Annotated in this window: 21 protein-coding genes; 10 read left to right on the top strand and 11 right to left on the bottom strand. The window is 55.1% G+C overall.

The window, feature by feature from the left end; genetic code table 11:
• Nucleotides 1–91: 91 nt before the first annotated feature.
• The 8 genes from AB6T85_RS18160 to AB6T85_RS18125 all read right to left on the bottom strand — a co-directional run bounded on the left by AB6T85_RS18160 (nt 92) and on the right by AB6T85_RS18125 (nt 9,229).
• A complete protein-coding gene (locus tag AB6T85_RS18160) occupies nt 92–1,456 on the bottom strand; it encodes an MFS transporter (protein ID WP_253455063.1) in 1,365 nt (454 codons plus the stop codon).
• Nucleotides 1,457–1,582: 126 nt separating this feature from the next.
• A complete protein-coding gene (gene cyoE, locus AB6T85_RS18155; protein WP_125288628.1) occupies nt 1,583–2,470 on the bottom strand; it encodes a heme o synthase in 888 nt (295 codons plus the stop codon).
• A gap of 13 nt (nt 2,471–2,483) precedes the next feature.
• A complete protein-coding gene (locus AB6T85_RS18150) occupies nt 2,484–2,813 on the bottom strand; it encodes a cytochrome o ubiquinol oxidase subunit IV (protein ID WP_125288421.1) in 330 nt (109 codons plus the stop codon).
• Complete coding sequence (locus tag AB6T85_RS18145) at nt 2,813–3,427, bottom strand: cytochrome o ubiquinol oxidase subunit III (protein WP_253455061.1); 615 nt, start codon at nt 3,425–3,427, stop codon at nt 2,813–2,815. Before AB6T85_RS18145 ends, AB6T85_RS18150 begins: the two co-directional genes overlap by 1 nt.
• The gene (gene cyoB, locus AB6T85_RS18140; protein WP_253455059.1) at nt 3,417–5,408 is read right to left on the bottom strand and encodes a cytochrome o ubiquinol oxidase subunit I; all 1,992 of its coding nucleotides are present in this window, start codon (nt 5,406–5,408) and stop codon (nt 3,417–3,419) included. The genes AB6T85_RS18145 and cyoB overlap by 11 nt, the downstream gene beginning before the upstream one ends.
• Nucleotides 5,409–5,412: 4 nt before the next feature.
• The gene (cyoA, locus tag AB6T85_RS18135; RefSeq protein ID WP_125288424.1) at nt 5,413–6,342 is read right to left on the bottom strand and encodes a cytochrome o ubiquinol oxidase subunit II; all 930 of its coding nucleotides are present in this window, start codon (nt 6,340–6,342) and stop codon (nt 5,413–5,415) included.
• Nucleotides 6,343–7,130: 788 nt separating this feature from the next.
• Nucleotides 7,131–8,606, bottom strand: a complete 1,476-nt coding sequence (ampG, locus tag AB6T85_RS18130; RefSeq protein WP_253455057.1) for a muropeptide MFS transporter AmpG — start codon at nt 8,604–8,606, stop codon at nt 7,131–7,133.
• 44 nt (nt 8,607–8,650) lie between these two features.
• Nucleotides 8,651–9,229, bottom strand: coding sequence for a lipoprotein (locus tag AB6T85_RS18125; RefSeq protein ID WP_253455055.1), 579 nt, complete (start codon nt 9,227–9,229; stop codon nt 8,651–8,653).
• A gap of 313 nt (nt 9,230–9,542) precedes the next feature.
• On the opposite strand from AB6T85_RS18125, the gene bolA reads away from it, so the two are divergent.
• The 4 genes from bolA to clpX (AB6T85_RS18105) all read left to right on the top strand — a co-directional run bounded on the left by bolA (nt 9,543) and on the right by clpX (AB6T85_RS18105) (nt 13,795).
• On the top strand, nt 9,543–9,857 hold the full coding sequence (gene bolA, locus AB6T85_RS18120; RefSeq protein WP_253455054.1) for a transcriptional regulator BolA: 315 nt from the start codon (nt 9,543–9,545) through the stop codon (nt 9,855–9,857).
• A gap of 320 nt (nt 9,858–10,177) precedes the next feature.
• The gene (gene tig / locus AB6T85_RS18115) at nt 10,178–11,482 is read left to right on the top strand and encodes a trigger factor (RefSeq protein WP_369896323.1); all 1,305 of its coding nucleotides are present in this window, start codon (nt 10,178–10,180) and stop codon (nt 11,480–11,482) included.
• A gap of 326 nt (nt 11,483–11,808) precedes the next feature.
• A complete protein-coding gene (gene clpP, locus AB6T85_RS18110) occupies nt 11,809–12,432 on the top strand; it encodes an ATP-dependent Clp endopeptidase proteolytic subunit ClpP (protein WP_125288429.1) in 624 nt (207 codons plus the stop codon).
• Nucleotides 12,433–12,520: 88 nt separating this feature from the next.
• Nucleotides 12,521–13,795 carry an ATP-dependent protease ATP-binding subunit ClpX gene (gene clpX / locus AB6T85_RS18105; protein WP_253455051.1) on the top strand — a complete coding sequence of 425 codons (1,275 nt, stop codon included), beginning with the start codon at nt 12,521–12,523 and terminating at the stop codon, nt 13,793–13,795.
• Nucleotides 13,796–13,917: 122 nt separating this feature from the next.
• Here clpX (AB6T85_RS18105) and AB6T85_RS18100 read toward each other — a convergent pair whose 3' ends face one another.
• Nucleotides 13,918–14,973, bottom strand: coding sequence for an acyltransferase family protein (locus AB6T85_RS18100; protein ID WP_369896322.1), 1,056 nt, complete (start codon nt 14,971–14,973; stop codon nt 13,918–13,920).
• A 412-nt stretch (nt 14,974–15,385) separates the two neighbouring features.
• Nucleotides 15,386–15,970, bottom strand: a complete 585-nt coding sequence (locus AB6T85_RS18095) for an ATP-dependent Clp protease proteolytic subunit (protein WP_253455049.1) — start codon at nt 15,968–15,970, stop codon at nt 15,386–15,388.
• A gap of 308 nt (nt 15,971–16,278) precedes the next feature.
• Between AB6T85_RS18095 and clpX (AB6T85_RS18090) the strand changes: the two genes are divergently transcribed.
• From clpX (AB6T85_RS18090) to AB6T85_RS18065, 6 genes are all read left to right on the top strand, one after another.
• On the top strand, nt 16,279–17,556 hold the full coding sequence (gene clpX / locus AB6T85_RS18090; RefSeq protein WP_253455047.1) for an ATP-dependent protease ATP-binding subunit ClpX: 1,278 nt from the start codon (nt 16,279–16,281) through the stop codon (nt 17,554–17,556).
• Between the two features lie 187 nt (nt 17,557–17,743).
• A complete protein-coding gene (gene lon, locus AB6T85_RS18085; RefSeq protein ID WP_125288434.1) occupies nt 17,744–20,098 on the top strand; it encodes an endopeptidase La in 2,355 nt (784 codons plus the stop codon).
• A gap of 211 nt (nt 20,099–20,309) precedes the next feature.
• Nucleotides 20,310–20,582, top strand: a complete 273-nt coding sequence (gene hupB / locus AB6T85_RS18080) for a nucleoid-associated protein HU-beta (protein WP_125288435.1) — start codon at nt 20,310–20,312, stop codon at nt 20,580–20,582.
• A gap of 200 nt (nt 20,583–20,782) precedes the next feature.
• Entirely contained in the window at nt 20,783–22,654 is a 1,872-nt protein-coding gene (gene ppiD, locus AB6T85_RS18075; RefSeq protein WP_253455046.1) for a peptidylprolyl isomerase, read from the top strand.
• Between the two features lie 139 nt (nt 22,655–22,793).
• The gene (locus tag AB6T85_RS18070; protein WP_253455045.1) at nt 22,794–23,129 is read left to right on the top strand and encodes a ComEA family DNA-binding protein; all 336 of its coding nucleotides are present in this window, start codon (nt 22,794–22,796) and stop codon (nt 23,127–23,129) included.
• A gap of 103 nt (nt 23,130–23,232) precedes the next feature.
• Nucleotides 23,233–23,634, top strand: coding sequence for an acyl-CoA thioesterase (locus AB6T85_RS18065; protein ID WP_125288629.1), 402 nt, complete (start codon nt 23,233–23,235; stop codon nt 23,632–23,634).
• On the opposite strand, the gene queC is transcribed toward AB6T85_RS18065, so the two are convergent.
• Entirely contained in the window at nt 23,626–24,321 is a 696-nt protein-coding gene (queC, locus tag AB6T85_RS18060; RefSeq protein ID WP_301252341.1) for a 7-cyano-7-deazaguanine synthase QueC, read from the bottom strand. The two genes, AB6T85_RS18065 and queC, sit on opposite strands and share 9 nt — an antisense overlap.
• Nucleotides 24,322–24,427: the final 106 nt, after the last annotated feature.

Here is a 24,427-nt window from a genome sequence, read left to right as displayed (position 1 = left end):
GCGTTATCACGGCATTACGCAGCGCGACAAAGAGGGGAGGGCGGGGAGCGAGGCCGGAAATAATGGGGCGACAGGCCCCATTAACAGATAATCAGCAGCTGCCGACCAGCGCTTCCAGCTCGGGGCGATTGGTGACTTTGCTGTCAATCTTCACGTAGGCGCTTCGCTCTTCCGGCACGATAAAGACGGCGGCGACGCCAGGCTGCGCCCTCAGGCGTTTTTCCAGCGCGGCGGTGTCGGTAATATCATCGTGCAGCACGATACGCAGGCTGCTGACGTACGGCGGCTCCTGCATGGTGCAGCTCACCAGCAGCCAGACTACGGCGATAAAAGCGCCGACCACAAAGACGGTGGAGGCATCGAAGTGGCCATACAGCCAGCCGCCCAGGCTACCGCCGATCGCCACGCCAATAAACTGGCTGGTGGAGTAGACGCCCATCGCGGTGCCCTTATAGCCCGGTGGCGATTCTTTACTGACCAGCGAAGGCAAAATCGCCTCCATCAGGTTAAAGCCGATAAAGAACAGCTGCACGCCTAAGACCTGCGTCCAGAAGTGGTTGCCCGCGCCCCAGAGCACGATTTCTGCGATCAGGATAATCGCCACGCAGGCGATAAATACCCGCTTCATCTGGCGCTTCACTTCCGCATAGATAATAAACGGGATCACGCCGCAGAAAGCGATCAGCATGGTGACCAGATAGACTTTCCAGTGCTGCTCCGCCGGGAAGCCAGCCTGCTCGAACTCGCCGGGCAGCGCCACGAAGCTGGACATCAGCAGAATATGCAGGCACATAATGCCGAAGTTCAGCTTGACCAGGCGGCTGTTGGCCAGCACCGCGCGGAAGCTGCCCTTAACAATGCCGGATTCGCGGTTAAGCATATGGTTAGAGGCAGAAGGCACCACCAGCAGCGTGATCACAATGCCGCTGGACGCCAGCAGCGCAATCATCCAGAACAGCGCATGCAGACCAAGCGCATGGGTCACAATCGGCCCAAGCACCATCGCAATCGCAAAGGTAACGCCGAAGCTGATACCGATAAAGGCCATTGCTTTGGTGCGGTTCTGCTCGCGCGTCAGGTCGGAAAGCAGAGCCATTACCGCCGCCGCAATCGCGCCGGAACCCTGTAAAGCGCGGCCCAGGATCACACCCCAAATAGAGTTGGTGCTGGCGGCAATCACGCTGCCGAGCACGAAAATCAGTAGTCCGCCGACAATCAGCGGCTTGCGGCCGATACGGTCGGAAAGCAGACCAAAAGGAATTTGAAACACGGCCTGTGCCAAACCGTAGATGCCGATAGCAAGACCTATCAGCGCTTCGCTGGCTCCCTGTAATGCCATGCCGTAAGTGGTCAGGACGGGCAGAACCATAAACATGCCCAGCATACGCAGGGAGAATACCGTTCCCAAACCCCATGTCGCACGCAGTTCGACCGGAGTCATTTTATTATCGTTCATTACTACCTCAGTTTATCTGGTGAGCATATTTTAAGGCGTTGGGAAAGGTGGGTAAAATTATTATTAACGAGAAGTGGTAACAAAAAGAAAGGGCGCGATAATCGCGCCCTTCGGAGGAGGTGGAAGTTACCAGACGTAAGTCAGTAAATCCTTTGAGGCCGGCGTCATAAAGTCAACCGACATCATCACGCTTAGCGCGGTGATGGCGACGATGGAGAAAACGAACAGCTTGCGTGCCCAGACGCGATCGTTCTGCGTCTTATAGCCCGAAAGCGCCATTCCCAGCCACCATACGCTCACGGCGGCGGCGACCACCAGATATTTGTAGCCCGCGTAGCCCACCAGCGTCAGCATCAGTGTCGCAACCATAAACGCCAGGATATACAGCGTGATATGGTTTTTCGCCACGGAGATGCCTTTTACCACCGGCAGAACCGGGATATTCGCTGCCTGGTAATCTTTAAAGCGGAAGATAGCAATCGCATAGGAATGCGGCATCTGCCACAGGCTAAAGATAGCCAGCAGGATCAGCGCGCCAGCGTCGAACTGGTTGCTGACGGCACAGTAGCCGATAACCGGCGGCGCAGCGCCGGAAAGGCTACCAATCAGCGTGCCGTAGACGGATTTACGCTTCATATAGAGGCTGTAAATACCGACGTAAACCACAAAGCCCATCACCGCCAGCCACATGGCCAGCGGGTTTGCTCCGAGATACAGCAACGCGAATCCAGCAATACCCAGAACGGTTGCATAAACCAGAGAGACTGTCGGAGAAATGAGGCCTTTTACCAGCACACGGTTTCTGGTTCTCTCCATTTTTACGTCGATGTCGCGGTCAATAAAGTTGTTATAAACACAACCCGATGCGACCACCAGCGAGACGCCGACTAAGGTGGTGAGAAACAGGGAATAGTCGATGCTGCCTTTAGAAGCCAGCAGAAATCCCCCGATGACAGAAATTAAATTCCCGAAAATAATTCCTGGTTTCGTTACTTGCAGGTATTGCTTAATCATCACAGGCGACTCTTTAACGGACCATCATGTTGTAATTGAGGTTCCACATAATCCATATAGAGCCCACTACGACAATCAGAATGATGACGGCGGAAAACACTATCGCCACCAGATTCCAACGCTGATCGGTAGACGTGCTGAGGTGCAGGAAGTAATAAAGATGCACCAGCACCTGTACCACGGCTGCAATCACCACCACGGCCAGCATCGTCGTTTTAGACGCGCCGCCTTCCATGACGATCCAGAATGGAATCGCAGTCAGAATGATCGACAGAATAAAGCCGATCATATAAGTCTTCACGTTACCGTGAGAGGTACCATGATCGCTTAATGTCTTGCTCATTACATGGCCCCCAGCAGATAAACAATGGTAAATACGCAGATCCAGACAACGTCCAGGAAGTGCCAGAACATGCTCAGGCACATCACGCGGGTGTGGTTGGTGGAGGTCAGGCCCTTAGTGGCAACCTGATACATCAGCACCAGCATCCAGATCAGACCTGACGTCACGTGCAGACCGTGCGTACCTACCAGCGTGAAGAACGCCGACAGGAAGCCGCTGCGCTGCGGACCAAAGCCTTCGGTAATCAGGTGATGGAACTCATAGATTTCCATCCCGATAAAGCCAAGACCAAACAGGAAGGTCAGGCCCAGCCAGCCGAGAACGGCAGACTTAGTCCCTTTTTCCATGCTGATAACGGCAAAGCCGTAGGTAATGGAGCTGAACAGCAGCAGGGCGGTTTCAACCAGAACAAACGGTAATTCAAAAATATCTTTCCCTGACGGGCCGCCAGCGGTGTTGTTGACCATAACAGCATAGGTCGCGAACAGCGTGGCGAAGATGATGCAGTCGCTCATCAGGTAGATCCAGAAGCCAAACAGCTTATTGGCTCCTGCATCGTGATGCCCATGCTCCGCATGGGCGTCGTGGTGCTTAGTCAGAGTTTCAGTTGACATTTTTCAGACCTGCTTTGCTAATTTCGTCAAAGTGCTGATTCTCGATTTTTTCGATCTCGGCAACGGGAACGTAGTAATCCACGTCATCGTCGAAGCTCTTGATAATCCAGGTAAGGATCATGCCGAGGAAGGTGAGACCAGCCAGCCACCAGATGTGCCAGATAGCGGCAAAACCAAACACCATGCTGAACAGACCGATGACCAGACCCGCGCCGCTGTTTTTCGGCATGTGGATCTCTTCATACTTAGCAGGACGTTTGTACGCTTCGCCTTTCTCTTTCATTTCCCAGAACGCATCGCGCTCGTGGATAACAGGCACTTCAGCAAAGTTGTAGAACGGTGGTGGTGAAGAGGTTGCCCACTCCAGCGTACGACCGCCCCACGGGTCACCGGTCAGGTCGCGCAGCTGCTCGCGGTCACGTACAGATACCCAGAACTGGGTAAGCTGGCACAGGACGCCACAAGCGATCAGTGCAGCACCGACTGCCGCAACCACCAGCAGAGTGTGGAACTGAGGATCGATATTCTGGCTCAGACGACGGGTCATACCCATGAAGCCCAGCGCGTACAGCGGCATAAAGGCAACAAAGAAACCAATGATCCAGAACCAGAAGGCGCGGATACCCCATTTTTCGTTCAGGCAGAAGCCGAACGCTTTCGGGAACCAGTAAGTCACGCCAGCAAAGCAACCGAATACCACACCACCGATAATAACGTTATGGAAGTGGGCAATCAGGAACAGACTGTTGTGCAGAACGAAGTCAGCACCTGGCACCGCCAGCAGAACACCGGTCATACCACCTACAGAGAAGGTGACCAGGAAGCCTACGGTCCACAGCATGGCAGAGTGCATCTGAATGCGGCCCTGGTACATGGTGAACAGCCAGTTGAAGATCTTAACACCGGTCGGGATGGCGATAATCATCGTCATGATACCGAAGAAGGCGTTAACGTTCGCACCGGCACCCATCGTAAAGAAGTGGTGCAGCCACACGATGAAGGAAAGGACGGTGATAACAACCGTTGCCCAAACCAGCGAGGTGTAACCAAACAGGCGTTTTTTCGAGAAGGTTGCAACCACTTCGGAGAACACGCCGAAGACAGGCAGAACCAGGATATAAACTTCCGGATGTCCCCAGACCCAAATCAGGTTGACGTACATCATCATGTTGCCGCCCATTTCGTTGGTAAAGAAATGGAAGCCCAGATAACGGTCAAGGGTCAGCAGCGCCAGCGTCACGGTCAGAACCGGGAAGGAGACGATGATCAGTACGTTAGTACACAGGGATGCCCAGGTAAACACAGGCATTTTGAACATGGTCATGCCCGGAGCGCGCATTCTCAGGATAGTAACGAAGAAGTTAATACCTGTTAATGTCGTCCCGATACCGGAGAGCTGCAGACTCCAGATCCAGTAGTCGACCCCGACCCCCGGACTGTATTCCGCGCCGGAAAGCGGTGGATAAGCCAGCCAGCCGGTCTGAGCAAACTCGCCCACACCCAGTGACAGGTTAACCAGCACCACGCCCACAGCCGTGAACCAGAAGCTCAGGTTGTTCAGGAACGGGAAGGCCACGTCGCGCGCGCCGATCTGCAAAGGAACAGCAATGTTCATCAGACCGATAACGAACGGCATTGCTACGAAGAAGATCATGATCACGCCGTGAGCGGTGAAGATCTGGTCGTAGTGATGAGGCGGCAGGAAGCCTGGATCGCCCATCGAGGCCATCACCTGCTGGCTACGCATCATGACCGCATCGGCAAAGCCGCGCAGCAACATGACGAAAGCCACGATGATATACATGATACCCAGTTTTTTATGGTCGACTGACGTCAGCCATTCAGTCCACAGGTATTGCCACTTACCGAAGTAAGTGATTGCTCCAGCAACAGCCAGACCACCAAGAATGATGGCGGCAACCGTAACCATGATAATCGGCTCATGGTACGGAACAGCATCAAGGGTTAATTTTCCCAACATCGTATTATTCCTCGGCTCCCGCGTGAGAGGCGTCGTTCATGTCCATGCCTTCATGCTCAGAGGACATAGCCATATTCCCGTGGTTCATCTTGAATTTGCCAATAACCTGCTTGAACAAATCAGGATTCGCCGTAGAGAAGAACTCCACCGGATGGTTTTCGCTTGGCGCAGCCAGTTTCTCGAAATCATCCATGGTCATCAGCTGGTTAGAAGACTCTTTCGCTTTCGCTACCCACTGATCGAATGCTGCATTATCAGGTGTGGCGATAGCTTTGAACTTCATGCCGGAGAAGCCGCGACCGCTGAAGTTAGAGGAGATACCGTCAAACGTGCCGGCCTCATTCGCGATCAGGTTCAGCTGAGTCTGCATACCCGCCATAGCGTAAATCTGGCTACCGAGGGTAGGAATGAAGAAGGAGTTCATCACGGAGTTCGAAGTGATCTTAAAGGTCACTGGCGTGTTGGCCGGGAAAGCAATCTGGTTAACGGTTGCAATACCCTGTTCAGGGTAGATAAACAGCCATTTCCAGTCCAGCGCCACCACATCAATCTCAATGGGTTTCACATTGGAAGCCAACGGTTTGCTTGGTTCCAGCGCGTGGGTTGATTTCCACGTCAGGACGCCAAGGAAGAGAATGATAAGGATGGGCACAGTCCATACCACGGCTTCCACTTTATTCGAGTGTGACCAGTTTGGACTGTATTTTGCTTCGGTATTCGATGCCCGATATTTCCAGGCGAACACCACGGCCATCAGGACTGCGGGAATAACGACGATCATCATCAAGCCGAAGGCTGTCAGTATCAGCGAACGTTGCTCCATTGCAACCTGTCCTTTGGGACTCAACAATGCACTATCACAGCCACTTAACAATACAGTGCCTGCGATTAATGACAGAATCCCCAAACTTTTATTGTATTTCCTGAGTCTCATTTAACGACCTCAATGACAAGGGCTCTATTGTCGTTTAAGTGTGGCGGCATTTTACGGGAACGTTTCAGTACTGTAAACCAGCAACAGCTTGTGTCAGCGAGGTGTTGACACCTTTTGCAAACACTGTCACACATGTTTCGGAGGGTGACAAAATATGAATAATAGCAGGGCTTTGGGGGTGATATAACAAAAACAGATGGAAAATCCCCTTCAGAAATCAGGGTCGCTATAAACAGCGAAATTGGTACTCAATTATTTAACATAGCTGTAGCATTTGATCTATGTCAAATAAACAAAAATAGTTTCGTAGCGGTTGTGTTTTCTCGTTTTATTGTAAATGTAAAGACGAGAATCTTTAGGAAATAACGGACGAGGCAAAATAAGCGCAGCGGTGGAATTGTTAAAAAATGATTAAATTACCTACACCACTGCCGCTATTTACAGCGAAAAAAAAGGGCGTTTGTTACGTTGCTGTTAGCTTATTTTCTGCTATGGGCAATAAATAATAGCCGTTAAGGGTGCACAGAACAGCGCTGCTAATGTATTCCGGCTTCTTCAATGCTAACCCGATGTAATCAGACGGCACTGAGTTTGCCTTAAATCCGGGGTGGTCTGCATCCGCTTTCTCGGGTGAGCGAGCTTGTTACGTGAGGTTTATCACACTATTCACTCTGGTTATCAATTGTTGTTGACAATGGCAAACGCACATCAATGAGTGAAGCCCGGCCCGGCCCGTACAGACGGGTGACAACAGGAACCGCCGTCCGATTGCCGGACGGCAAATGACCTTAGTCCTGCGCGCTGCGTTGCGCCAGATAATCGAGCAGCGAACCCAGCATCACGCCCGCCAACCCCAGCAGCGCCGCACCGCCAAACAGCGTTGCGAGTAAATGGTCGATATGCGCCACGCCCAGGGCATCCAGTGCCAGCAGCGCCAGCGCAATCCCCGCCAGCGCGCAGCCCAACAGCAGCAGACGGATAGCCCAGCGGTAGGCCTGTGGCCAACGATCGCGGGGAGCGAACTCGCGCGTTTTCTCTGCCCTGTCCAGCGTGCGCTTACAGCCCGCCAGCAGCACCATCCCCGGCAGCGCCGCCGCGACGGAAAAGGCGTAAAACGCGGGCCAGCCCCAGCCTGCCACAAACCAGCCCGCGACCGGCCCGACATAGACGCGACCGACGGCGGACAGGGCAGAAAGCAGCGCGAACTGCGTGGCGGAAAACGACTTGTTGCACAGCGTCATCAGCAGCGCCACAAAGGCCGCCGTGCCCATACCGCCGCACAGATTCTCTGCAAAGACGGCCGCCGCCATGCTGTAAAGGTGTTTGTCGGTCACCGACAGCAGCCAGTAAGCCAGGTTTGACAGCGCCTGTAGGATGCCAAACAGCATCAGCGCGCGATAAAGGCTCAGCCGCTGCATCAGTACGCCGCCGAACAGCGCGCCGATAATCGTGGCGAACAGACCAAGCGTTTTGTTCACCAGCCCCACGTCGCCTGCGTCAAAGCCCACGCCGCGAATAAGGAAGATAGTGGTCAGGCTGGCGGCAAAGGCGTCGCCAAGCTTATAAAGGACAATCAACGACAGGATCAGCCAGGCATTATTACGGGTGAAAAAATCGCGCAGCGGCGCAATCACCGCTTCTTCCAGCGAGCGCGGCTGCACTATTGCCTCATCCGGTTCCTTCGCCAGTAGCGTGGCGATCACGCCCGGCACCATCATCGCGGCCATCAGCCACCAGATGGCCTGCCAGCCCAGATAACGGTCGGCCAGCCAGAGCGCCAGCCCGCCGGAAACCAGCATCGCCAGCCGGTAGCCGAACACGCTGATTGCCGCGCCGCTGCCGCGCTCTTCGGCAGGCAGGATATCCGTTTTCCAGGCGTCAAAAACAATATCCTGCGAGGCGGAACAGAAGGCGACCAGCACCGCCAGCGAGGCGAGCAGCGTCAGATCGCGTGACGGCTGCATAAAGCCCATCAGCGCAATAGCGACGATCAGCAGCAGCTGGGTCACCAACAGCCAGCCGCGCCGACGTCCTAAAAACGGCGGCGTATAGCGGTCCATCAGCGGCGACCAGAGAAACTTAAAGACGTACGCCTGCCCAACCAGCGAAAAAAAGCCGATGGTTTTAATGTCGACATTTTCTACGGCCATCCAGGCCTGTAACGTGCCGGACGTCAGCGCCAGCGGCAAACCGGAAGAGAAACCGAGCAGGAGCAGAAGGGCGGCGTTACGACGGGTGAAAATTTGCAGATAGTGACTGGGCATACAAACCTTAAACAGTGCCCGCCAGCGCGGCGGGCAAGGCTATATTAACGGGCGTTTTGCTTGATAAACTCGTGAATGCTGGTGTCCTGCGCCATATCGTCGATGACGTCGCCCAGCGTCGCGTTGACCGCGTTGGTGATCTTATCGTTGGTGGCGTTAAACGCGCCTTCGACGCTGTAGGTCTGACGGTAGTTTTTCACCTGCTTGTTGCCGTTTTTTGCGGTAGCAATAATAGAGATATCGGCCTTGGTGGTAATGCTGTAGCGCACGTTGCCCTGGGTAACGTCTGAATAAAGGTTGTTCACCACGATCTGCAAATCAACCGCGCCGTTCGGGCCGATCATATAGCCGCGCGCGCCCATTTGTTTCTCCAGCACTTCCTGAAGCAGGAAACGCAGATCGCGGGACGGGGTCAGCGTGACCAGCTGGCCGTCGCGGTTCACTTTGGCGAGCGCTTTATCGCTACGCTGATCGGCACCGTTAATGCTGACGGTGACGCCCATCAGGCTCGGATCCTGCTGCGGCAGTTTGATGACTGGCGAAACGTTCAACGTGGTGCTGTTGGTGGCGCAGCCGGCCAGCATAAATACCGCCAGCAGAGGGAAGAATAATTTTTTTAGCATGCTTATGTTCTCGATTTTATGGGGTGTAGTCCGGACAAAACCGAGGTCATCATAACATTGCCTGTAGCAAGAGGAAGCCCCGGCGACGCGCAAATTCATTACCTTATCTTTTCACCCGGGCGGTCGGACGCGCTTTCTGGGCGCGGACAGTTGCAGCCGCCAGCGGGAAAATGCACAGTAGCGCGCCTGAACGGCGGATATTTTTCCGTAAACGGATCGGCAGGCGGCGAATTCCGTAAACGGATCGGCAGGCGGCGAAATCCGGCTAATATTGAATAAGATGGGGCGCATCAGGTCGTAGAGGAGTGTGGTTATGATCCGCGAACAAATAGAAGAAAAGTTGAGAACGGCATTTACACCCGTGCACCTGGAGGTTCATGACGAAAGCTATCGTCACAATGTGCCTGCAGGGGCGGAAAGTCACTTCAAGATAGTTATCGTCAGCGACAGCTTTCTTAACCAGCGCTTTCTGATGCGGCATCGCGCCATTTATGGCGTGCTGGCCGACGAGCTGGCGGGAAGCGTTCACGCGCTGGCGCTGCATACCTATACCGAAAAAGAGTGGGTAGGGTTACAGGACACGGTTCCGGCTTCGCCCAACTGTCGCGGTGCCGGTACGCTGGCCTGAGGCAATCTCTGAAAATCTGAAGCGGCCTGCGGGCCGCTTTGTTGTTTCTGGTCGAAAAAACCGCGTTAACCCTTTCTTTTACTCCTTTCAGATGCAAAAAGCGTGAACCTTAACAAAATGGCGGCGCGTTGCAGCCTCGACTCGCTTTGCCGTTGCCGCTATAATGCTGCGTCTGTTTTTCCGAATGTCTTCGGGACGCTTCTGACAACAGGGAATGCGGTTCTGACATCAGAGGCCGTCCCGGTTCTTAGTCTTACTTTGCCCTGACGGGTAGAGCGAGTCTGAAGTTGACCGAGCACGTGATTTTTTGAGGTAATAAGATGCAAGTTTCAGTAGAAACAACTCAGGGCCTGGGCCGTCGCGTTACGATTACCGTTGCTAAAGATGTGATCGAAAACGCGGTGAAAAATGAGCTGGTCAGCGTAGCGAAAAAAGTGCGTATCGACGGTTTCCGTAAAGGGAAAGTGCCGATGACCGTGGTTGCACAGCGTTACGGCGCGTCTGTTCGTCAGGACGTGCTGGGCGATCTGATGCAGCGCAACTTTGTTGATGCGATCATCAAAGAGAAAATCAATCCGGCTGGCGCGCCAAATTACGTGCCGGGCGAATACAAAACCGGCGAAGACTTCACTTTCTCCGTAGAGTTCGAAGTCTATCCGGAAGTCGAGCTGAAAGGCCTGGAAGCAATCGAAGTTGAAAAACCGGTTGTTTCCGTGACCGACGAAGACGTCGATGCCATGCTGGATACCCTGCGCAAGCAGCAGGCGACCTGGAAAGAAACCGATCGCGCAGCGGCAGCTGAAGATCGCGTGACCATCGACTTCTCCGGCTCTGTAGACGGCGAAGAGTTCGAAGGCGGCAAAGCGTCCGACTTCGTACTGGCGATGGGCCAGGGTCGTATGATCCCAGGCTTTGAAGACGGTGTGGTTGGCCACAAAGCGGGCGAAACCTTCACTATCGACGTGAACTTCCCGGAAGACTACCACGCTGAAAACCTGAAAGGGAAAGCGGCGAAGTTCGAGATCGTGCTGAAGAAAGTTGAAGAGCGCGAGCTGCCGGAATTCACCGAAGAGTTCATCAAGCGTTTCGGCGTGGAAGATGGCTCCGTAGCGGGTCTGCGTACCGAAGTGCGTAAAAACATGGAGCGCGAGCTGAAAGGCGCCGTGCGTAACCGTGTGAAGACTCAGGCTATCGACGGCCTGGTCAGCGCTAACGAAATCGAGGTGCCGGCTGCCCTGATCGACAGCGAAATCGACGTGCTGAAGCGTCAGGCTGCACAGCGCTTCGGCGGTAACGAGAAGCAGGCTCTTGAGCTGCCTCGCGAACTGTTCGAAGAGCAGGCTAAGCGCCGCGTGGTGGTTGGTCTGCTGCTGGGCGAAGTTATCCGCAGCCACGAGCTGAAAGCGGATGAAGATCGCGTGAAGACCCTGATCGAAGAGATGGCGTCTGCCTACGAAGATCCGGCTGAAGTGATCGAGTTCTACAGCAAAAATAACGAGCTGATGAACAACATGCGCAACGTCGCGCTGGAAGAACAGGCGGTGGAAGCCGTGCTGGAAAAAGCCAAAGTGACCGAAAAAGCGACAAACTTCCAGGAACTGATGAACCAGACCCAAACGGCCTGATCGTCTGATTTTTCAGGATAAATTAAAGCCCGCGGTCATCAAGACCGCGGGCTTTTTTCTTTTATCCGCCGGATGGCGTGACATTATGGGCCTTATTCGCTCATTAAAGCGGCAAATTATCGACTATGCTACTTTTCCTGGTTAGCAGCCGCCTGAAAACGTTGTTATGCTTGAATTAGCGGGGGTGTATCCCCAGATAGTAAAGTTACGGTAAGGCTTTAGGATCGCCGATAGCTTTCGGGTGAATAAAGTTGGGGACATAGTGTTCCGGAACGCTCTCAAGTAGAATTGGTAGTGTGGCCAAATGAAAAATCCAGGAGACGGTAATGTCATACAGTGGCGAACGTGAACAAACAGCACCTCATATGGCTTTAGTGCCAATGGTGGTTGAACAAACTTCTCGCGGAGAGCGTTCTTACGACATCTTTTCCCGCCTGCTGAAGGAGCGCATTATCTTCCTGACCGGCCAGGTCGAGGATCATATGGCGAACCTGATCGTCGCGCAGATGCTGTTTCTGGAAGCAGAAAACCCGGAAAAAGATATCCACCTTTATATTAACTCTCCTGGTGGCGTAATTACCGCGGGCATGTCTATTTACGACACCATGCAATTTATCAAACCTGACGTCAGCACCATCTGTATGGGCCAGGCCTGCTCAATGGGTTCTTTCCTGTTGACCGCCGGCGCGAAAGGCAAACGCTACTGCCTGCCGCATTCCCGCGTGATGATCCACCAGCCGCTGGGCGGCTTCCAGGGTCAGGCGTCGGATATCGATATTCACGCGCGTGAAATTATCAAAACCAAGCAGATGATGAATGAGCTGATGGCCAAACATACCGGTCAGAGCGTCGAAACCATCGAGCGCGACACCCAGCGCGATCGTTTCCTTTCTGCCAGCGAGTCGGTGGAGTACGGTCTGGTCGACGCCATTTTGAACCAGCGCGGTTAAGCGGCGCTGGTTGGTAAAAGAGATTGCTGCCGTCATAAAGGCAGACTGACGGCCTGGGCCGTCAGCGTTAAACAAGAGGGGCAAGTTAATGACAGATAAGCGCAAAGACGGTTCAGGGAAGCTGCTGTACTGCTCTTTTTGCGGCAAGAGCCAGCATGAAGTCCGCAAGCTGATTGCCGGCCCGTCAGTGTATGTCTGCGACGAATGCGTCGATTTATGTAACGACATCATTCGCGAAGAGATCAAAGAAGTCGCGCCCCACCGCGAGCGCAGTTCGCTGCCGACGCCGCACGAAATCCGCGAGCATCTGGACGACTACGTTATCGGCCAGGAGCGGGCGAAGAAGGTGCTGGCGGTGGCGGTCTACAACCACTACAAGCGCCTGCGCAACGGCGACACCAGCAACGGCATCGAGCTGGGCAAAAGCAACATCCTGCTGATTGGCCCGACCGGCAGCGGCAAGACGCTGCTGGCGGAAACGCTGGCGCGCCTGCTGGACGTACCGTTTACCATGGCCGACGCCACCACGCTGACCGAAGCGGGCTACGTGGGCGAGGACGTGGAAAACATCATCCAGAAGCTGCTGCAGAAGTGCGACTACGACGTGCAGAAAGCGCAGCGCGGCATTGTTTACATCGATGAAATCGACAAGATTTCCCGCAAGTCGGACAACCCGTCCATCACGCGCGACGTGTCGGGCGAGGGCGTGCAGCAGGCGCTGCTGAAGCTGATTGAGGGCACGGTCGCCGCGGTGCCGCCGCAGGGCGGGCGCAAGCATCCGCAGCAGGAGTTTCTGCAGGTGGACACCTCGAAAATCCTGTTTATCTGCGGCGGCGCGTTTGCCGGGCTGGACAAGGTTATCTCGCAGCGCGTGGATACCGGCTCGGGCATCGGCTTTGGCGCGACGGTAAAAGGCAAGGCGGAGAAGGCGACGGAAGGCGAGCTGCTGGCGCAGGTGGAGCCGGAGGACCTGATTAAGTTCGGTCTGATCCCGGAGTTTATCGGTCGTCTGCCGGTGGTGGCGACGCTGACCGAGCTGAGCGAGGAAGCGCTGATCCAGATCCTGTGCGAGCCGAAGAACGCGCTGACCAAGCAGTATCAGGCGCTGTTCAGCCTGGAAGGGGTGGAGCTGGAGTTCCGCGAAGAGGCGCTGAAGGCGATAGCGGGCAAGGCGATGTCGCGCAAAACCGGGGCGCGCGGGCTGCGCTCAATCGTGGAGGGCGCGCTGCTGGACACGATGTACGACCTGCCGTCGATGGACGACGTGGAAAAAGTGGTGATCGACGAGTCGGTTATCGCGGGCGAATCGGATCCGATGCTGATTTACGGCAAGGGCGAGGCGCAGCAGGCGTCCGGCGAATAGTTCTCTGTACGACCTGCCCCCCTGAAAAAGAGAGCCTTCCGGCTCTCTTTTTTTATCGGCCCGATCCTTCAGCCATTGACCGCCTGAAAAGCCAGATGTGGAGCCTGCTGCCTGTCGTGCCCTCAGCCTGCTCTGACGCTACGGCTCCGCAGCATCTTCCACGCGCCGCCTCTTTCAATCAAATGGTAGAGATGTTTTGAAATAAACAGCGACAGCGCGATAAACAGCAGCAGAACCGCCACCTTGATCGGGGAAGAATCCAGGCCGACACGGGCAAGATTATTAAAGACAATCCACTTCGCGGTATAAAAGTTGGCATGGAAAAGATAGAGCGAATAGGAGTACATGCCGATAGCGTGAAGTTTATCGTAGGCAAAGCCTTTAAAATCCTCCATGTTGGCCATCAGCAGCACAAAGGTCCATGAAGGCAGGCATGACCCCAGCAGATCGCGGATTTGCAGATTGGTTACGCCCTGTCTGGCCATCAGCCACAGCAGCAGCATAGCGACAGGGATCAGCAAAAATACGGCGGGATTTTTTTTCACGTGGTGGAAACCCAGCTGCCGTCCGCACATGCCGACGATAAACGACAGCAGCGCAAGGTTGCCCGCCACGGATTTGAACGTAACGCCGTGCCAGCCCAGATAGCCGTCATTACCCCAGGTCATGTTGGTCGCAATAAGAATGGCGAGCATCGCTACGGTGGTAAAGGAGAAAACAAAGGCTTTTTTATTCAGCAATGTTTTGCCTACGCAAAGCAGCAGATAAAAATAGAACTCGTAGACCAGCGTCCAGGCCGCCGGATTCGCCATCGATTCCGACCAGTTATAGGGCAACGCCTCTCTGTCCCACTCCGTCCAGGGGATGAGAAAGAGATTATGCAGAAGATAAGTTAATGAGCCGGTCTTGTGGAGCGTATATAAGATAAGGGGAATGGAGAGGATGAGGTAGGCGGGGTAGATCCTTTTTATTCTGTTTTTAATAAAGGCGCCCGCTGACTGATCCTCTCTGAAGGTATGCATCATAATATAGCCGCTCAGGAAGAAGAACATCGATACGCCAACCTGTCCTGCACTGAAGAAATGAGCAACGGCGCGGGGTGAGAGATGCTCCAGCACCACGCACAGCGCGGCCAGCCCCCTGACAATCTGCAGATTGTAGATTTCTTTACGGATCATTTTCTTTTCCTTAACCATAAACGGCAAGGAATATACACGGAGTTATGGCTGGTACATATTCCTGGGCGGGAGATTCGGATAATGCTTAGTTTTACTTATGATTTGGCAGTGAGGCAGAATAAAAAAAGCCTCCGGTTAAGGAGGCTTCAGGCTGCTGAAAATTAAAGGGTCTGTACGAACTGGTTTTTTACAGCGAAACATCAGCTTCGTACAGCAGAGGCTGAGCGGATAAACGGACCGTTTGGCGCATGGACGCGCCAACCGAGCCTCCACGGACGGATCTACGGCGTGTCCGTGTTCCGATCTGCCTCTGGTGTTATTCTCCGGCCCGAACGCGACTTAATGAAAGGGCAGGAGTTTGTCAGCAACCTCAGCCTCCGGTTAAGGAGGCTTCAGAAGGAAGGAAAAGGGATTAACCTTTCAGCTCGTCCCAGTGGGTGATCAGATGGCTGGCGATGCCGTATTCAATCGCCTGCTGTGGACCCATCCAGTAGTTGCTGTCCGTGTCCTGTTCCACTTTTTCCAGCGGCTGGCCGGTCGCTTTGCTGATCAGCCGGTTGATACGGTCGCGCGCGCGCAGCAGCTCGTTGGCTTCGATTTCGATATCAGAAACCTTGCCGCGCACGCCGCCCAGCGGCTGGTGGATCATAAAGCGGGTATTAGGCAGCGTATAGCGATCTTCTTTCTCCGCCGCCAGGAAAATGGTGATGCCCGCGCTGGCTACCCAGCCGGTGCCGATAACCTGTACCTTCGGCTTCACGAACTTGATCATATCGTGAATGGTATCGCCAGCTTCGACGTGGCCACCCTGACTGTTGATAAACAGCTTGATCGGCTCATCGCCCATTTCCTGCAGGATCAGCAGCTGGGCGGTAACTTTCTCCGCCAGCGCCTGATCGATTTCGCCAGAAATGATCACAGATCGGGCTTGCAGTAACTTGTTAAGCGCCAGAGAGGATTTCTCTTCCGGGCTCTCTTTCTTTGGCTCCTGAGACATTATTTAGACTCCATAGGAAACGATCTGTATAAGTGACAAGAGTTTAGCATAATCCATTCAACAGCTAAATCAACTGTGGCGGCGCTGAATGATTGCCTGCCAAAACAGCGGCTTATTAGCCGTTCCCGTTACTTTTCATCACCTGGCAACCGCTGCCTTACCGGATACTGATAAAAAATCACGGCGGCTGACAGGCGCAGCGCGTCCCGGTTTTGCTGCCAAAACGCCCCTGAAATGCGCTATATTAGGATCTGGTCCATTAATGAACACAGCCTGTAAGGGCCGCTGATAAGCCATGAGGTTAACTGATGACAGATAAGCGCAAAGACGGTTCAGGGAAGCTGCTGTACTGCTCTTTTTGCGGCAAAAGCCAGCATGAAGTCCGCAAGCTGATTGCCGGCCCGTCAGTCTATATCTGCGACGAATGCGTCGATTTATGTAACGACATTATTCGCGAAGAGATCAAAGAAGTTGCGCCCCATCACCGCGAGCGCAGTTCGCTGCCGACGCCGCACGAAATCCGCGAGCACCTGGACGACTACGTTATCGGCCAGGAGCGGGCGAAGAAGGTGCTGGCGGTGGCGGTCTACAACCACTACAAGCGCCTGCGCAACGGCGACACCAGCAACGGCATCGAGCTGGGCAAAAGCAACATCCTGCTGATTGGCCCGACCGGCAGCGGCAAGACGCTGCTGGCGGAAACGCTGGCGCGCCTGCTGGACGTGCCGTTTACCATGGCCGACGCCACCACGCTGACCGAAGCGGGCTACGTGGGCGAGGACGTGGAAAACATCATCCAGAAGCTGCTGCAGAAGTGCGACTACGACGTGCAAAAAGCGCAGCGCGGCATCGTTTACATCGATGAAATCGACAAGATTTCCCGCAAGTCGGACAACCCGTCCATCACGCGCGACGTGTCGGGCGAGGGCGTGCAGCAGGCGCTGCTGAAGCTGATTGAGGGCACGGTCGCCGCGGTGCCGCCGCAGGGCGGGCGCAAGCATCCGCAGCAGGAGTTTCTGCAGGTGGACACCTCGAAAATCCTGTTTATCTGCGGCGGCGCGTTTGCCGGGCTGGACAAGGTTATCTCGCAGCGCGTGGATACCGGCTCGGGCATCGGCTTTGGCGCGACGGTAAAAGGCAAGGCGGAGAAGGCGACGGAAGGCGAGCTGCTGGCGCAGGTGGAGCCGGAGGACCTGATTAAGTTCGGTCTGATCCCGGAGTTTATCGGTCGTCTGCCGGTGGTGGCGACGCTGACCGAGCTGAGCGAGGAAGCGCTGATCCAGATCCTGTGCGAGCCGAAGAACGCGCTGACCAAGCAGTATCAGGCGCTGTTCAGCCTGGAAGGGGTGGAGCTGGAGTTCCGCGAAGAGGCGCTGAAGGCGATAGCGGGCAAGGCGATGTCGCGCAAAACCGGGGCGCGCGGGCTGCGCTCAATCGTGGAGGGCGCGCTGCTGGACACGATGTACGACCTGCCGTCGATGGACGACGTGGAAAAAGTGGTGATCGACGAGTCGGTTATCGCGGGCGAATCGGATCCGATGCTGATTTACGGCAAGGGCGAGGCGCAGCAGGCATCTGGCGAATAAATAACCACATCTTTCCAACCGGTTAGCGCAAATGGGGGAAATTTTTCCCCCATTTACTTTTCTCTCGCACATAACGTTGAATGTCTTACATTCATCCCCATATACTCAACTACCTGTGGGTAAAACTGCATGCCTGACGATTGCGGTTCCCCTCACCCTGGCGGAAATTAAACTAAGAGAGAGCTCTATGAATCCTGAGCGTTCTGAACGCATTGAAATCCCTGTGTTGCCGTTGCGTGACGTAGTGGTTTATCCGCACATGGTAATTCCGTTGTTTGTAGGCCGTGAAAAATCGATTCGCTGCCTTGAAGCCGCCATGGATCATGACAAAAAGATCATGCTGGTCGCACAGAAAGAGGCTTCAACGGATGAACCTGGCATTAACGATCTCTTCTCTGTAGGGACCGTAGCGTCAATTTTACAGATGCTGAAGCTGCCTGACGGCACGGTAAAAGTGCTGGTCGAAGGGCTGCAGCGCGCGCATATCACTACGCTTGCCGATAACGGTGACCATTTTACGGCTCAGGCGGAATATCTGGTTTCGCCTGAAATTGACGAACGCGAGCAGGAAGTGCTGGTCCGCACGGCGATTAACCAGTTTGAAGGCTATATCAAACTGAACAAGAAAATCCCGCCGGAAGTGCTGACCTCGCTGAACAGCATTGAAGACGCCGCGCGTCTTGCGGATACCGTCGCCGCCCATATGCCGCTGAAGCTGGCCGACAAACAGTCCGTGCTGGAGATGTCCGACGTCAATGAACGTCTGGAATATCTGATGGCGATGATGGAGTCGGAAATCGATCTGCTGCAGGTGGAAAAACGCATTCGTAACCGCGTGAAAAAGCAGATGGAAAAGAGCCAGCGCGAGTACTATCTGAATGAGCAGATGAAGGCGATTCAGAAAGAACTGGGCGAAATGGACGACGCGCCGGACGAAAACGAAGCGCTGAAGCGCAAAATCGACGCGGCGAAAATGCCAAAAGAGGCGCGCGATAAAACCGAAGCCGAGCTGCAGAAGCTGAAGATGATGTCGCCAATGTCGGCGGAAGCAACGGTGGTGCGCGGCTATATCGACTGGATGGTCCAGGTGCCGTGGAACGCGCGCAGCAAGGTGAAGAAAGATCTGGTGAAGGCGCAGGAAACGCTGGATACCGATCACTTTGGCCTGGAGCGCGTGAAAGACCGTATCCTGGAATATTTAGCGGTGCAGAGCCGCGTCAGCAAAATCAAAGGGCCGATCCTGTGCCTGGTGGGACCGCCGGGCGTGGGTAAAACCTCGCTGGGCCAGTCGATCGCTAAGGCGACCGGCCGTAAATATGTCCGTATGGCGCTGGGCGGCGTGCGCGACGAAGCGGAAATCCGTGGGCACCGTCGTACCTATATTGGTTCTATGCCGGGCAAGCTGATCCAGAAAATGGCGAAGGTTGGCGTGAAGAACCCGCTGTTCCTGCTGGATGAGATCGATAAAATGTCCTCGGACATGCGCGGCGACCCGGCATCGGCCCTGCTGGAGGTATTGGATCCCGAGCAGAACATCGCTTTTAACGATCACTATCTGGAAGTCGATTACGACCTTTCCGACGTGATGTTTGTAGCGACGTCTAACTCCATGAACATTCCGGCACCGCTGCTGGACCGTATGGAAGTGATCCGTCTGTCGGGCTATACCGAGGACGAAAAGCTTAATATTGCCAAACAGCACCTGCTGCCGAAGCAGATTGAGCGTAACGCCCTGAAAGCGAGCGAGCTGACCGTAGACGACAGCGCCATCGTGGGTATCATTCGTTATTACACCCGTGAAGCGGGCGTGCGTAGCCTTGAGCGTGAGCTGTCTAAGCTGTGCCGTAAAGCAGTGAAAACGCTGCTGATGGATAAGAGCGTTACCCATATCGAAATCAATGCCGATAACCTGAAGGATTTCCTGGGCGTGCAGCGTTTCGACTATGGCCGCGCCGACAGCGAAAACCGCGTAGGACAGGTTACGGGTCTGGCATGGACGGAAGTGGGCGGCGATCTGCTGACCATCGAAACCGCGTGCGTGCCGGGCAAAGGCAAGCTGACCTATACCGGCTCGCTGGGCGAGGTGATGCAGGAGTCCATCCAGGCGGCACTGACCGTGGTACGCGCGCGTGCAGAGAAGCTGGGCATTAACGGCGACTTCTACGAAAAACGCGACATCCACGTGCACGTGCCGGAAGGCGCCACGCCGAAAGATGGCCCAAGTGCGGGTATCGCTATGTGTACGGCGCTGGTTTCCTGTCTGACCGGTAACCCGGTGCGCGCCGACGTGGCGATGACCGGCGAGATCACGCTTCGCGGCCAGGTTCTGCCTATCGGCGGCCTGAAAGAGAAGCTGCTGGCAGCGCATCGCGGCGGCATCAAAACCGTGCTGATCCCGGATGAAAACAAGCGCGATCTGGAAGAAATTCCGGACAACGTGATTGCCGATCTGGATATCCACCCGGTTAAGCGTATCGAAGAAGTGCTGACCCTGGCCCTGCAAAATGCCCCATACGGCATGCAGGTTGCCACGGCGAAATAGTGATATAAGACAAAAAGACCCTAAATCCAGAGCTGGCAGACGAATTCGTACTTGCCAGCTTTTTTTTGTGCCGTTAATTTAGGGGGCTGTTAAGCCGGTGAAGGTCTGAACAGGCCCTGCTTTTACGACTCGACAAACAACGATAATTGATGCGTGCTCGTAACGGGGGGAAGCCCGTTTGCGAAGTAAATAATAAAGAGGGGATGATTGAGTGAATAAGTCACAGTTGATCGACAACATTGCTGCAAACGCTGATATCTCTAAAGCAGCGGCGGGACGCGTGCTGGATGCTTTTATGGAAGCGGTAACCGACTCTCTTAAAGCGGGCGACGAAGTGGCGCTGGTAGGGTTTGGCACATTTTCCGTGCGTGAGCGCGCAGAGCGTACCGGACGCAACCCGCAAACCGGTAAAGAAATTACTATTCCTGCGGGCAAAGTCCCGGGATTCCGCGCCGGTAAGGCGCTGAAAGACGCGGTTAATTAACGTCAGGCAAGCAATTTCTTCGGTGGAATGAGGACTGTCCTGACGTTCTCATGTACCATACGAGGCACATCACACTATGATGTGCCTTTTTTGTTTCAACGGTCGCAAGAGCCTGATACGCAGCGGCGTGGAGCGCCCCGGGAACGTGGGAAGCAAGCGCAAGGGTTTACATTCATAATACAGCGGAGTGTTGTCACACCATGATGGACAATTTACGCGCGGCGTCGAACCATGTCGTGCTCAAAATTATACTGGGTCTGATCATCCTCTCTTTTGTTCTGACCGGGGTGGGCAACTACCTGATCGGCGGCAATGGAGATTATGCAGCTAAGGTCAATGGCCAGGAAATCAGTCGCGCCCAGTTGGAAAGAGCGTTCAGCAACGAACGTTCACGTCAGCAGGAAATGCTGGGCGAGCAGTTCTCACAGCTGGCCAGCAATCCCGCTTATCTTCAGCAGATCCGCCAGCAGGCGCTTTCTCAGCTGGTAGATGAAGCGCTGCTGGATCAGTATGCGAAAGATCTGCAGCTGGCGGTTAGCGACGATCAGATCAAGCAGGCTATTTTCAACCAGCCGGCCTTCCAGACTAACGGCAAATTCGATAACGCCCGTTATCTGGCGATTATTAACCAGATGAATCTCACTGCCGATCAGTACGCTCAGGCGCTGCGCAAGCAGCTGACCACGCAGCAGCTGATTGCGGCGGTGACCCGCACAGACTTTATGCTGCCGGGCGAAACTGAATCGCTGGCCGCGCTGGTTTCTCAGGAGCGCCTGGTGCGTGAAGCGACTATTAACGTCGCGGCGCTGGCAGCGAAGCAGAACGTCAGCGACGAAGAAGTCAAAAACTACTACGAGCAGAATAAAAACAGCTTTATGGCGCCGGAGCAGTTCCGCGTCAGCTATATCAAGCTGGATGCGGCCTCGTTGCAGAAAGCACCGAGCGAAAGCGATATTCAAAGCTGGTACGACAGCCATCAGCAGGATTATACCCAGCCGCAGCGCAGCCGTTTCAGCGTGATCCAAACCAAAACCGAAGCCGATGCGCAGGCGGTTCTGGACGCGCTGAAAAAAGGTGGCGATTTTGCCGCGCTGGCGAAAGAGAAATCCATCGATCCTATCTCTGCCCGTAAAGGCGGCGATATGGGCTGGCTGGAGCCGGATACCACGCCGGACGAGCTGAAAAGCGCTAACCTGACGCAGAAAGGTCAGCTGTCGGGCGTGATCAAATCCTCCGTCGGCTTTATCGTTGCTCGTCTTGATGACGTTCAGCCGCAGCAGATCAAACCGCTGGCGGCCGTACACGACGACATCGCCGCTAAGGTGAAACACGAAACGGCCGTCGACGCTTATTACAAGCTGCAGCAGAAAGTGAGCGACGCGGCCAGCAACGACAACGAGTCGCTGGCGAGCGCGGAAGAAGCGGCAGGCGTAAAAGCGGTGGAAACGGACTGGTTCAGCCACGACAATCCACCGGCCGAGCTGAATTTCAGAGCGGTAGAGCAGGCGATCTTTAACGGTGGTCTGCTGGGGGATAACGGCGCGCCGGGCAGCAACTCCGATATCATCACGGTTGATGGCGATCGTGCTTTTGTGCTGCGTATCGCCGCCCACAAGCCGGAAGCGGTTAAGCCGCTGGCCGAGGTCAGTGCCGAAATCGTAGCCACGCTGAAAAACCAGAAGGCGCAGGCGGAAGCGAAGGCCCAGGCGGAAAAACTGCTGGCCGATCTGCAGGCGGGCAAGGGTATGGATGCCATGAAGGCGGCTAATCTTAGCTTTAGCGAGCAGAAAACGCTGACGCGCAGCGGTCAGGATGCGATAACGCAGTCCGCCTTCGCGCTGGCGCAGCCGACCAAAGACAAGCCTGTGTACGGCATCAGCGAGGACGGGCAGGGCAACGTTGTGCTGCTGGCGCTGGATCAGGTACGCAGCGGCACGCTGCCGGAAGCGCAGAAGAAAGCGATGGTGCAGGGCATCACGCAGAACAATGCGCAGATCGCCTTCGAAGCGCTGCTGAGCAACCTGCGCAAAGAAGGCAAGATCAAGTACGGCGCAGCCGCGCAGGCGCAATAAGCCTCGCAAAAATCCTGCAAATTATTGCAAACCCAAAGGCCGCTTATGCGGCCTTTTCCATTTCTGTCATCTGCCGTTTGTGGCGCCGGTTGGTTGGGCGTAGCCTGACGTTGCTGTCAAACACATGGAGGAGAACAGCATGAAAACAACCTTACAGGCTTTATGTTTTACCCTGCTGCTGGGCGGCGCTTCGCCGCTGTACGCCGGGCCGGCCATCGATAACGTCAGCGCGCCGCAGGCCAGCGCGCAGCCGAGCGAGGAAAAGAAACCGCCGCAAAGCGAATCGGTCAGTATTAATCACGCCACGGCCGAAGAGCTGAGCGCCGTAATGAACGGCGTAGGGCTAAAAAAGGCGCAGGCTATTATCAGCTATCGCGAGCAATACGGCCCTTTTACGCAGATAGAGCAGCTAAAAGAAGTGCCCGGTATTGGTAATGCGCTGGTAGAGAGGAACCTGACCAAACTGAAACTGTGATCGCTTTCTCGACTTGCCGTTGCGGCCCCACGCATCGTGGCGTACGGGCTGCTACGCTGAAAGAGGTCATACCAGTCAGTGTGGCCTTTTTTGGGAGAAGATTATGCAGATTACGATTAAGGTTCGCGGTTATCATTTGGATGTTTACCAACACGTCAACAACGCGCGCTATTTAGAATTTCTGGAAGAGGCGCGCTGGGCCTGGCTGGAAAAACTGGCCGCCTTTCGCTGGATGAATGATAACCGGCTGGCTTTTATCGTAGTCAATATTAACATTAACTACCGTCGCCCGGCGGTGCTGGGCGACGAGCTGGCGATTGCCAGCCATCTGGTGCAGCTGGGCGGGAAAAGTGGCGTTATCGGCCAGACCATCACGCTGCTGCCGGAGGGGGAAGCAATAGCCGATGCGACGCTGACCTTTGTCTGCATCGATCTGCGCACGCAAAAAGCGCAGCCGATCGTCGGCGAGCTGAAGCAGCGGCTGGAAGAGATGCTGTCAGCGTAGCCCGGTTTTGCGCTGCATCTCCTGCATCACCGTAGCGCTGTTAATCTGGTAATCGCGCAGGCCGTTGGCGCGCAGATGGCAGGCAGCGCATTCGCCGCAGCCGTCGCCCTTGATGCCGTTATAGCAGGTAAGCGTGTCGTTGCGCACCAGCGCCAGCTGCTGCCAGTAGTCCGCCAGCGCCCAGGTTTCGGCTTTGTTCAGCCACATCAGCGGCGTTTCAAAGCGAACCAGACGCGCCATACCCAGCTCCACGGCATGGTTCAGCGCCTTAACAAATTCGTCGCGGCAGTCCGGGTAACCAGAAAAGTCGGTTTCGCAAACGCCGGTAATTACCGCTTCGGCCTCAACCTGGTAAGCATAAATCGAGGCCAGCGTCAGGAACAGGATATTACGTCCCGGCACAAAAGTGCTTGGCAGGCCGCTGGCGTCGGGATCCCAGGCCGGAACGGGGATGCTGTCGCGGGTCAGGCTACTGACGGCCAGCTCGTTAAGCAGCGTGACGTCCAGCACTTTGTGCGCTCTTGCGCCCAGCGACTGCGCCAGCTCGCGAGCGATATCGATCTCTGCACGATGCCGCTGACCATAGTCAAAGGTCAGGCAGTGCACTTCGTCATACTGCTGCAAAGCCTGGATCAAACAGGTGGTTGAATCCTGTCCGCCGCTGAATACCACCACTGCACGTTTCATACTTTTTACCTCATTAATCTGTTGGGGCGTATGGTACTGCCTGACGTGGCATAAAAACAGGGGCAGGAGCCGCGCATGTTGGTTAGCCAGGCGAAGCCCGGCACGG

It is taken from the genome of Erwinia aeris (genome assembly GCF_041224955.1).
GTDB classification, from domain to species: domain Bacteria; phylum Pseudomonadota; class Gammaproteobacteria; order Enterobacterales; family Enterobacteriaceae; genus Erwinia; species Erwinia aeris.
Note: the sequence above shows the minus strand (reverse complement) of the source record. Positions and strands in the feature narration are given on the sequence as shown.

Coding starts and splice junctions, on each gene's coding strand:
- AB6T85_RS18150 (WP_125288421.1), bottom strand. CDS start 2,813: ATGAGCAAGACATTAAGCGATCATGGTACCTCTCACGGTAACGTGAAG.
- lon (WP_125288434.1), top strand. CDS start 17,744: ATGAATCCTGAGCGTTCTGAACGCATTGAAATCCCTGTGTTGCCGTTG.
- ampG (WP_253455057.1), bottom strand. CDS start 8,606: ATGCCCAGTCACTATCTGCAAATTTTCACCCGTCGTAACGCCGCCCTT.
- AB6T85_RS18065 (WP_125288629.1), top strand. CDS start 23,233: ATGCAGATTACGATTAAGGTTCGCGGTTATCATTTGGATGTTTACCAA.
- AB6T85_RS18070 (WP_253455045.1), top strand. CDS start 22,794: ATGAAAACAACCTTACAGGCTTTATGTTTTACCCTGCTGCTGGGCGGC.
- cyoB (WP_253455059.1), bottom strand. CDS start 5,408: ATGTTGGGAAAATTAACCCTTGATGCTGTTCCGTACCATGAGCCGATT.
- bolA (WP_253455054.1), top strand. CDS start 9,543: ATGATCCGCGAACAAATAGAAGAAAAGTTGAGAACGGCATTTACACCC.
- clpP (WP_125288429.1), top strand. CDS start 11,809: ATGTCATACAGTGGCGAACGTGAACAAACAGCACCTCATATGGCTTTA.
- clpX (WP_253455047.1), top strand. CDS start 16,279: ATGACAGATAAGCGCAAAGACGGTTCAGGGAAGCTGCTGTACTGCTCT.
- AB6T85_RS18125 (WP_253455055.1), bottom strand. CDS start 9,229: ATGCTAAAAAAATTATTCTTCCCTCTGCTGGCGGTATTTATGCTGGCC.
- ppiD (WP_253455046.1), top strand. CDS start 20,783: ATGATGGACAATTTACGCGCGGCGTCGAACCATGTCGTGCTCAAAATT.
- AB6T85_RS18100 (WP_369896322.1), bottom strand. CDS start 14,973: ATGATCCGTAAAGAAATCTACAATCTGCAGATTGTCAGGGGGCTGGCC.
- queC (WP_301252341.1), bottom strand. CDS start 24,321: ATGAAACGTGCAGTGGTGGTATTCAGCGGCGGACAGGATTCAACCACC.
- AB6T85_RS18160 (WP_253455063.1), bottom strand. CDS start 1,456: ATGAACGATAATAAAATGACTCCGGTCGAACTGCGTGCGACATGGGGT.
- clpX (WP_253455051.1), top strand. CDS start 12,521: ATGACAGATAAGCGCAAAGACGGTTCAGGGAAGCTGCTGTACTGCTCT.
- cyoE (WP_125288628.1), bottom strand. CDS start 2,470: ATGATTAAGCAATACCTGCAAGTAACGAAACCAGGAATTATTTTCGGG.
- tig (WP_369896323.1), top strand. CDS start 10,178: ATGCAAGTTTCAGTAGAAACAACTCAGGGCCTGGGCCGTCGCGTTACG.
- cyoA (WP_125288424.1), bottom strand. CDS start 6,342: ATGAGACTCAGGAAATACAATAAAAGTTTGGGGATTCTGTCATTAATC.
- AB6T85_RS18095 (WP_253455049.1), bottom strand. CDS start 15,970: ATGTCTCAGGAGCCAAAGAAAGAGAGCCCGGAAGAGAAATCCTCTCTG.
- AB6T85_RS18145 (WP_253455061.1), bottom strand. CDS start 3,427: ATGTCAACTGAAACTCTGACTAAGCACCACGACGCCCATGCGGAGCAT.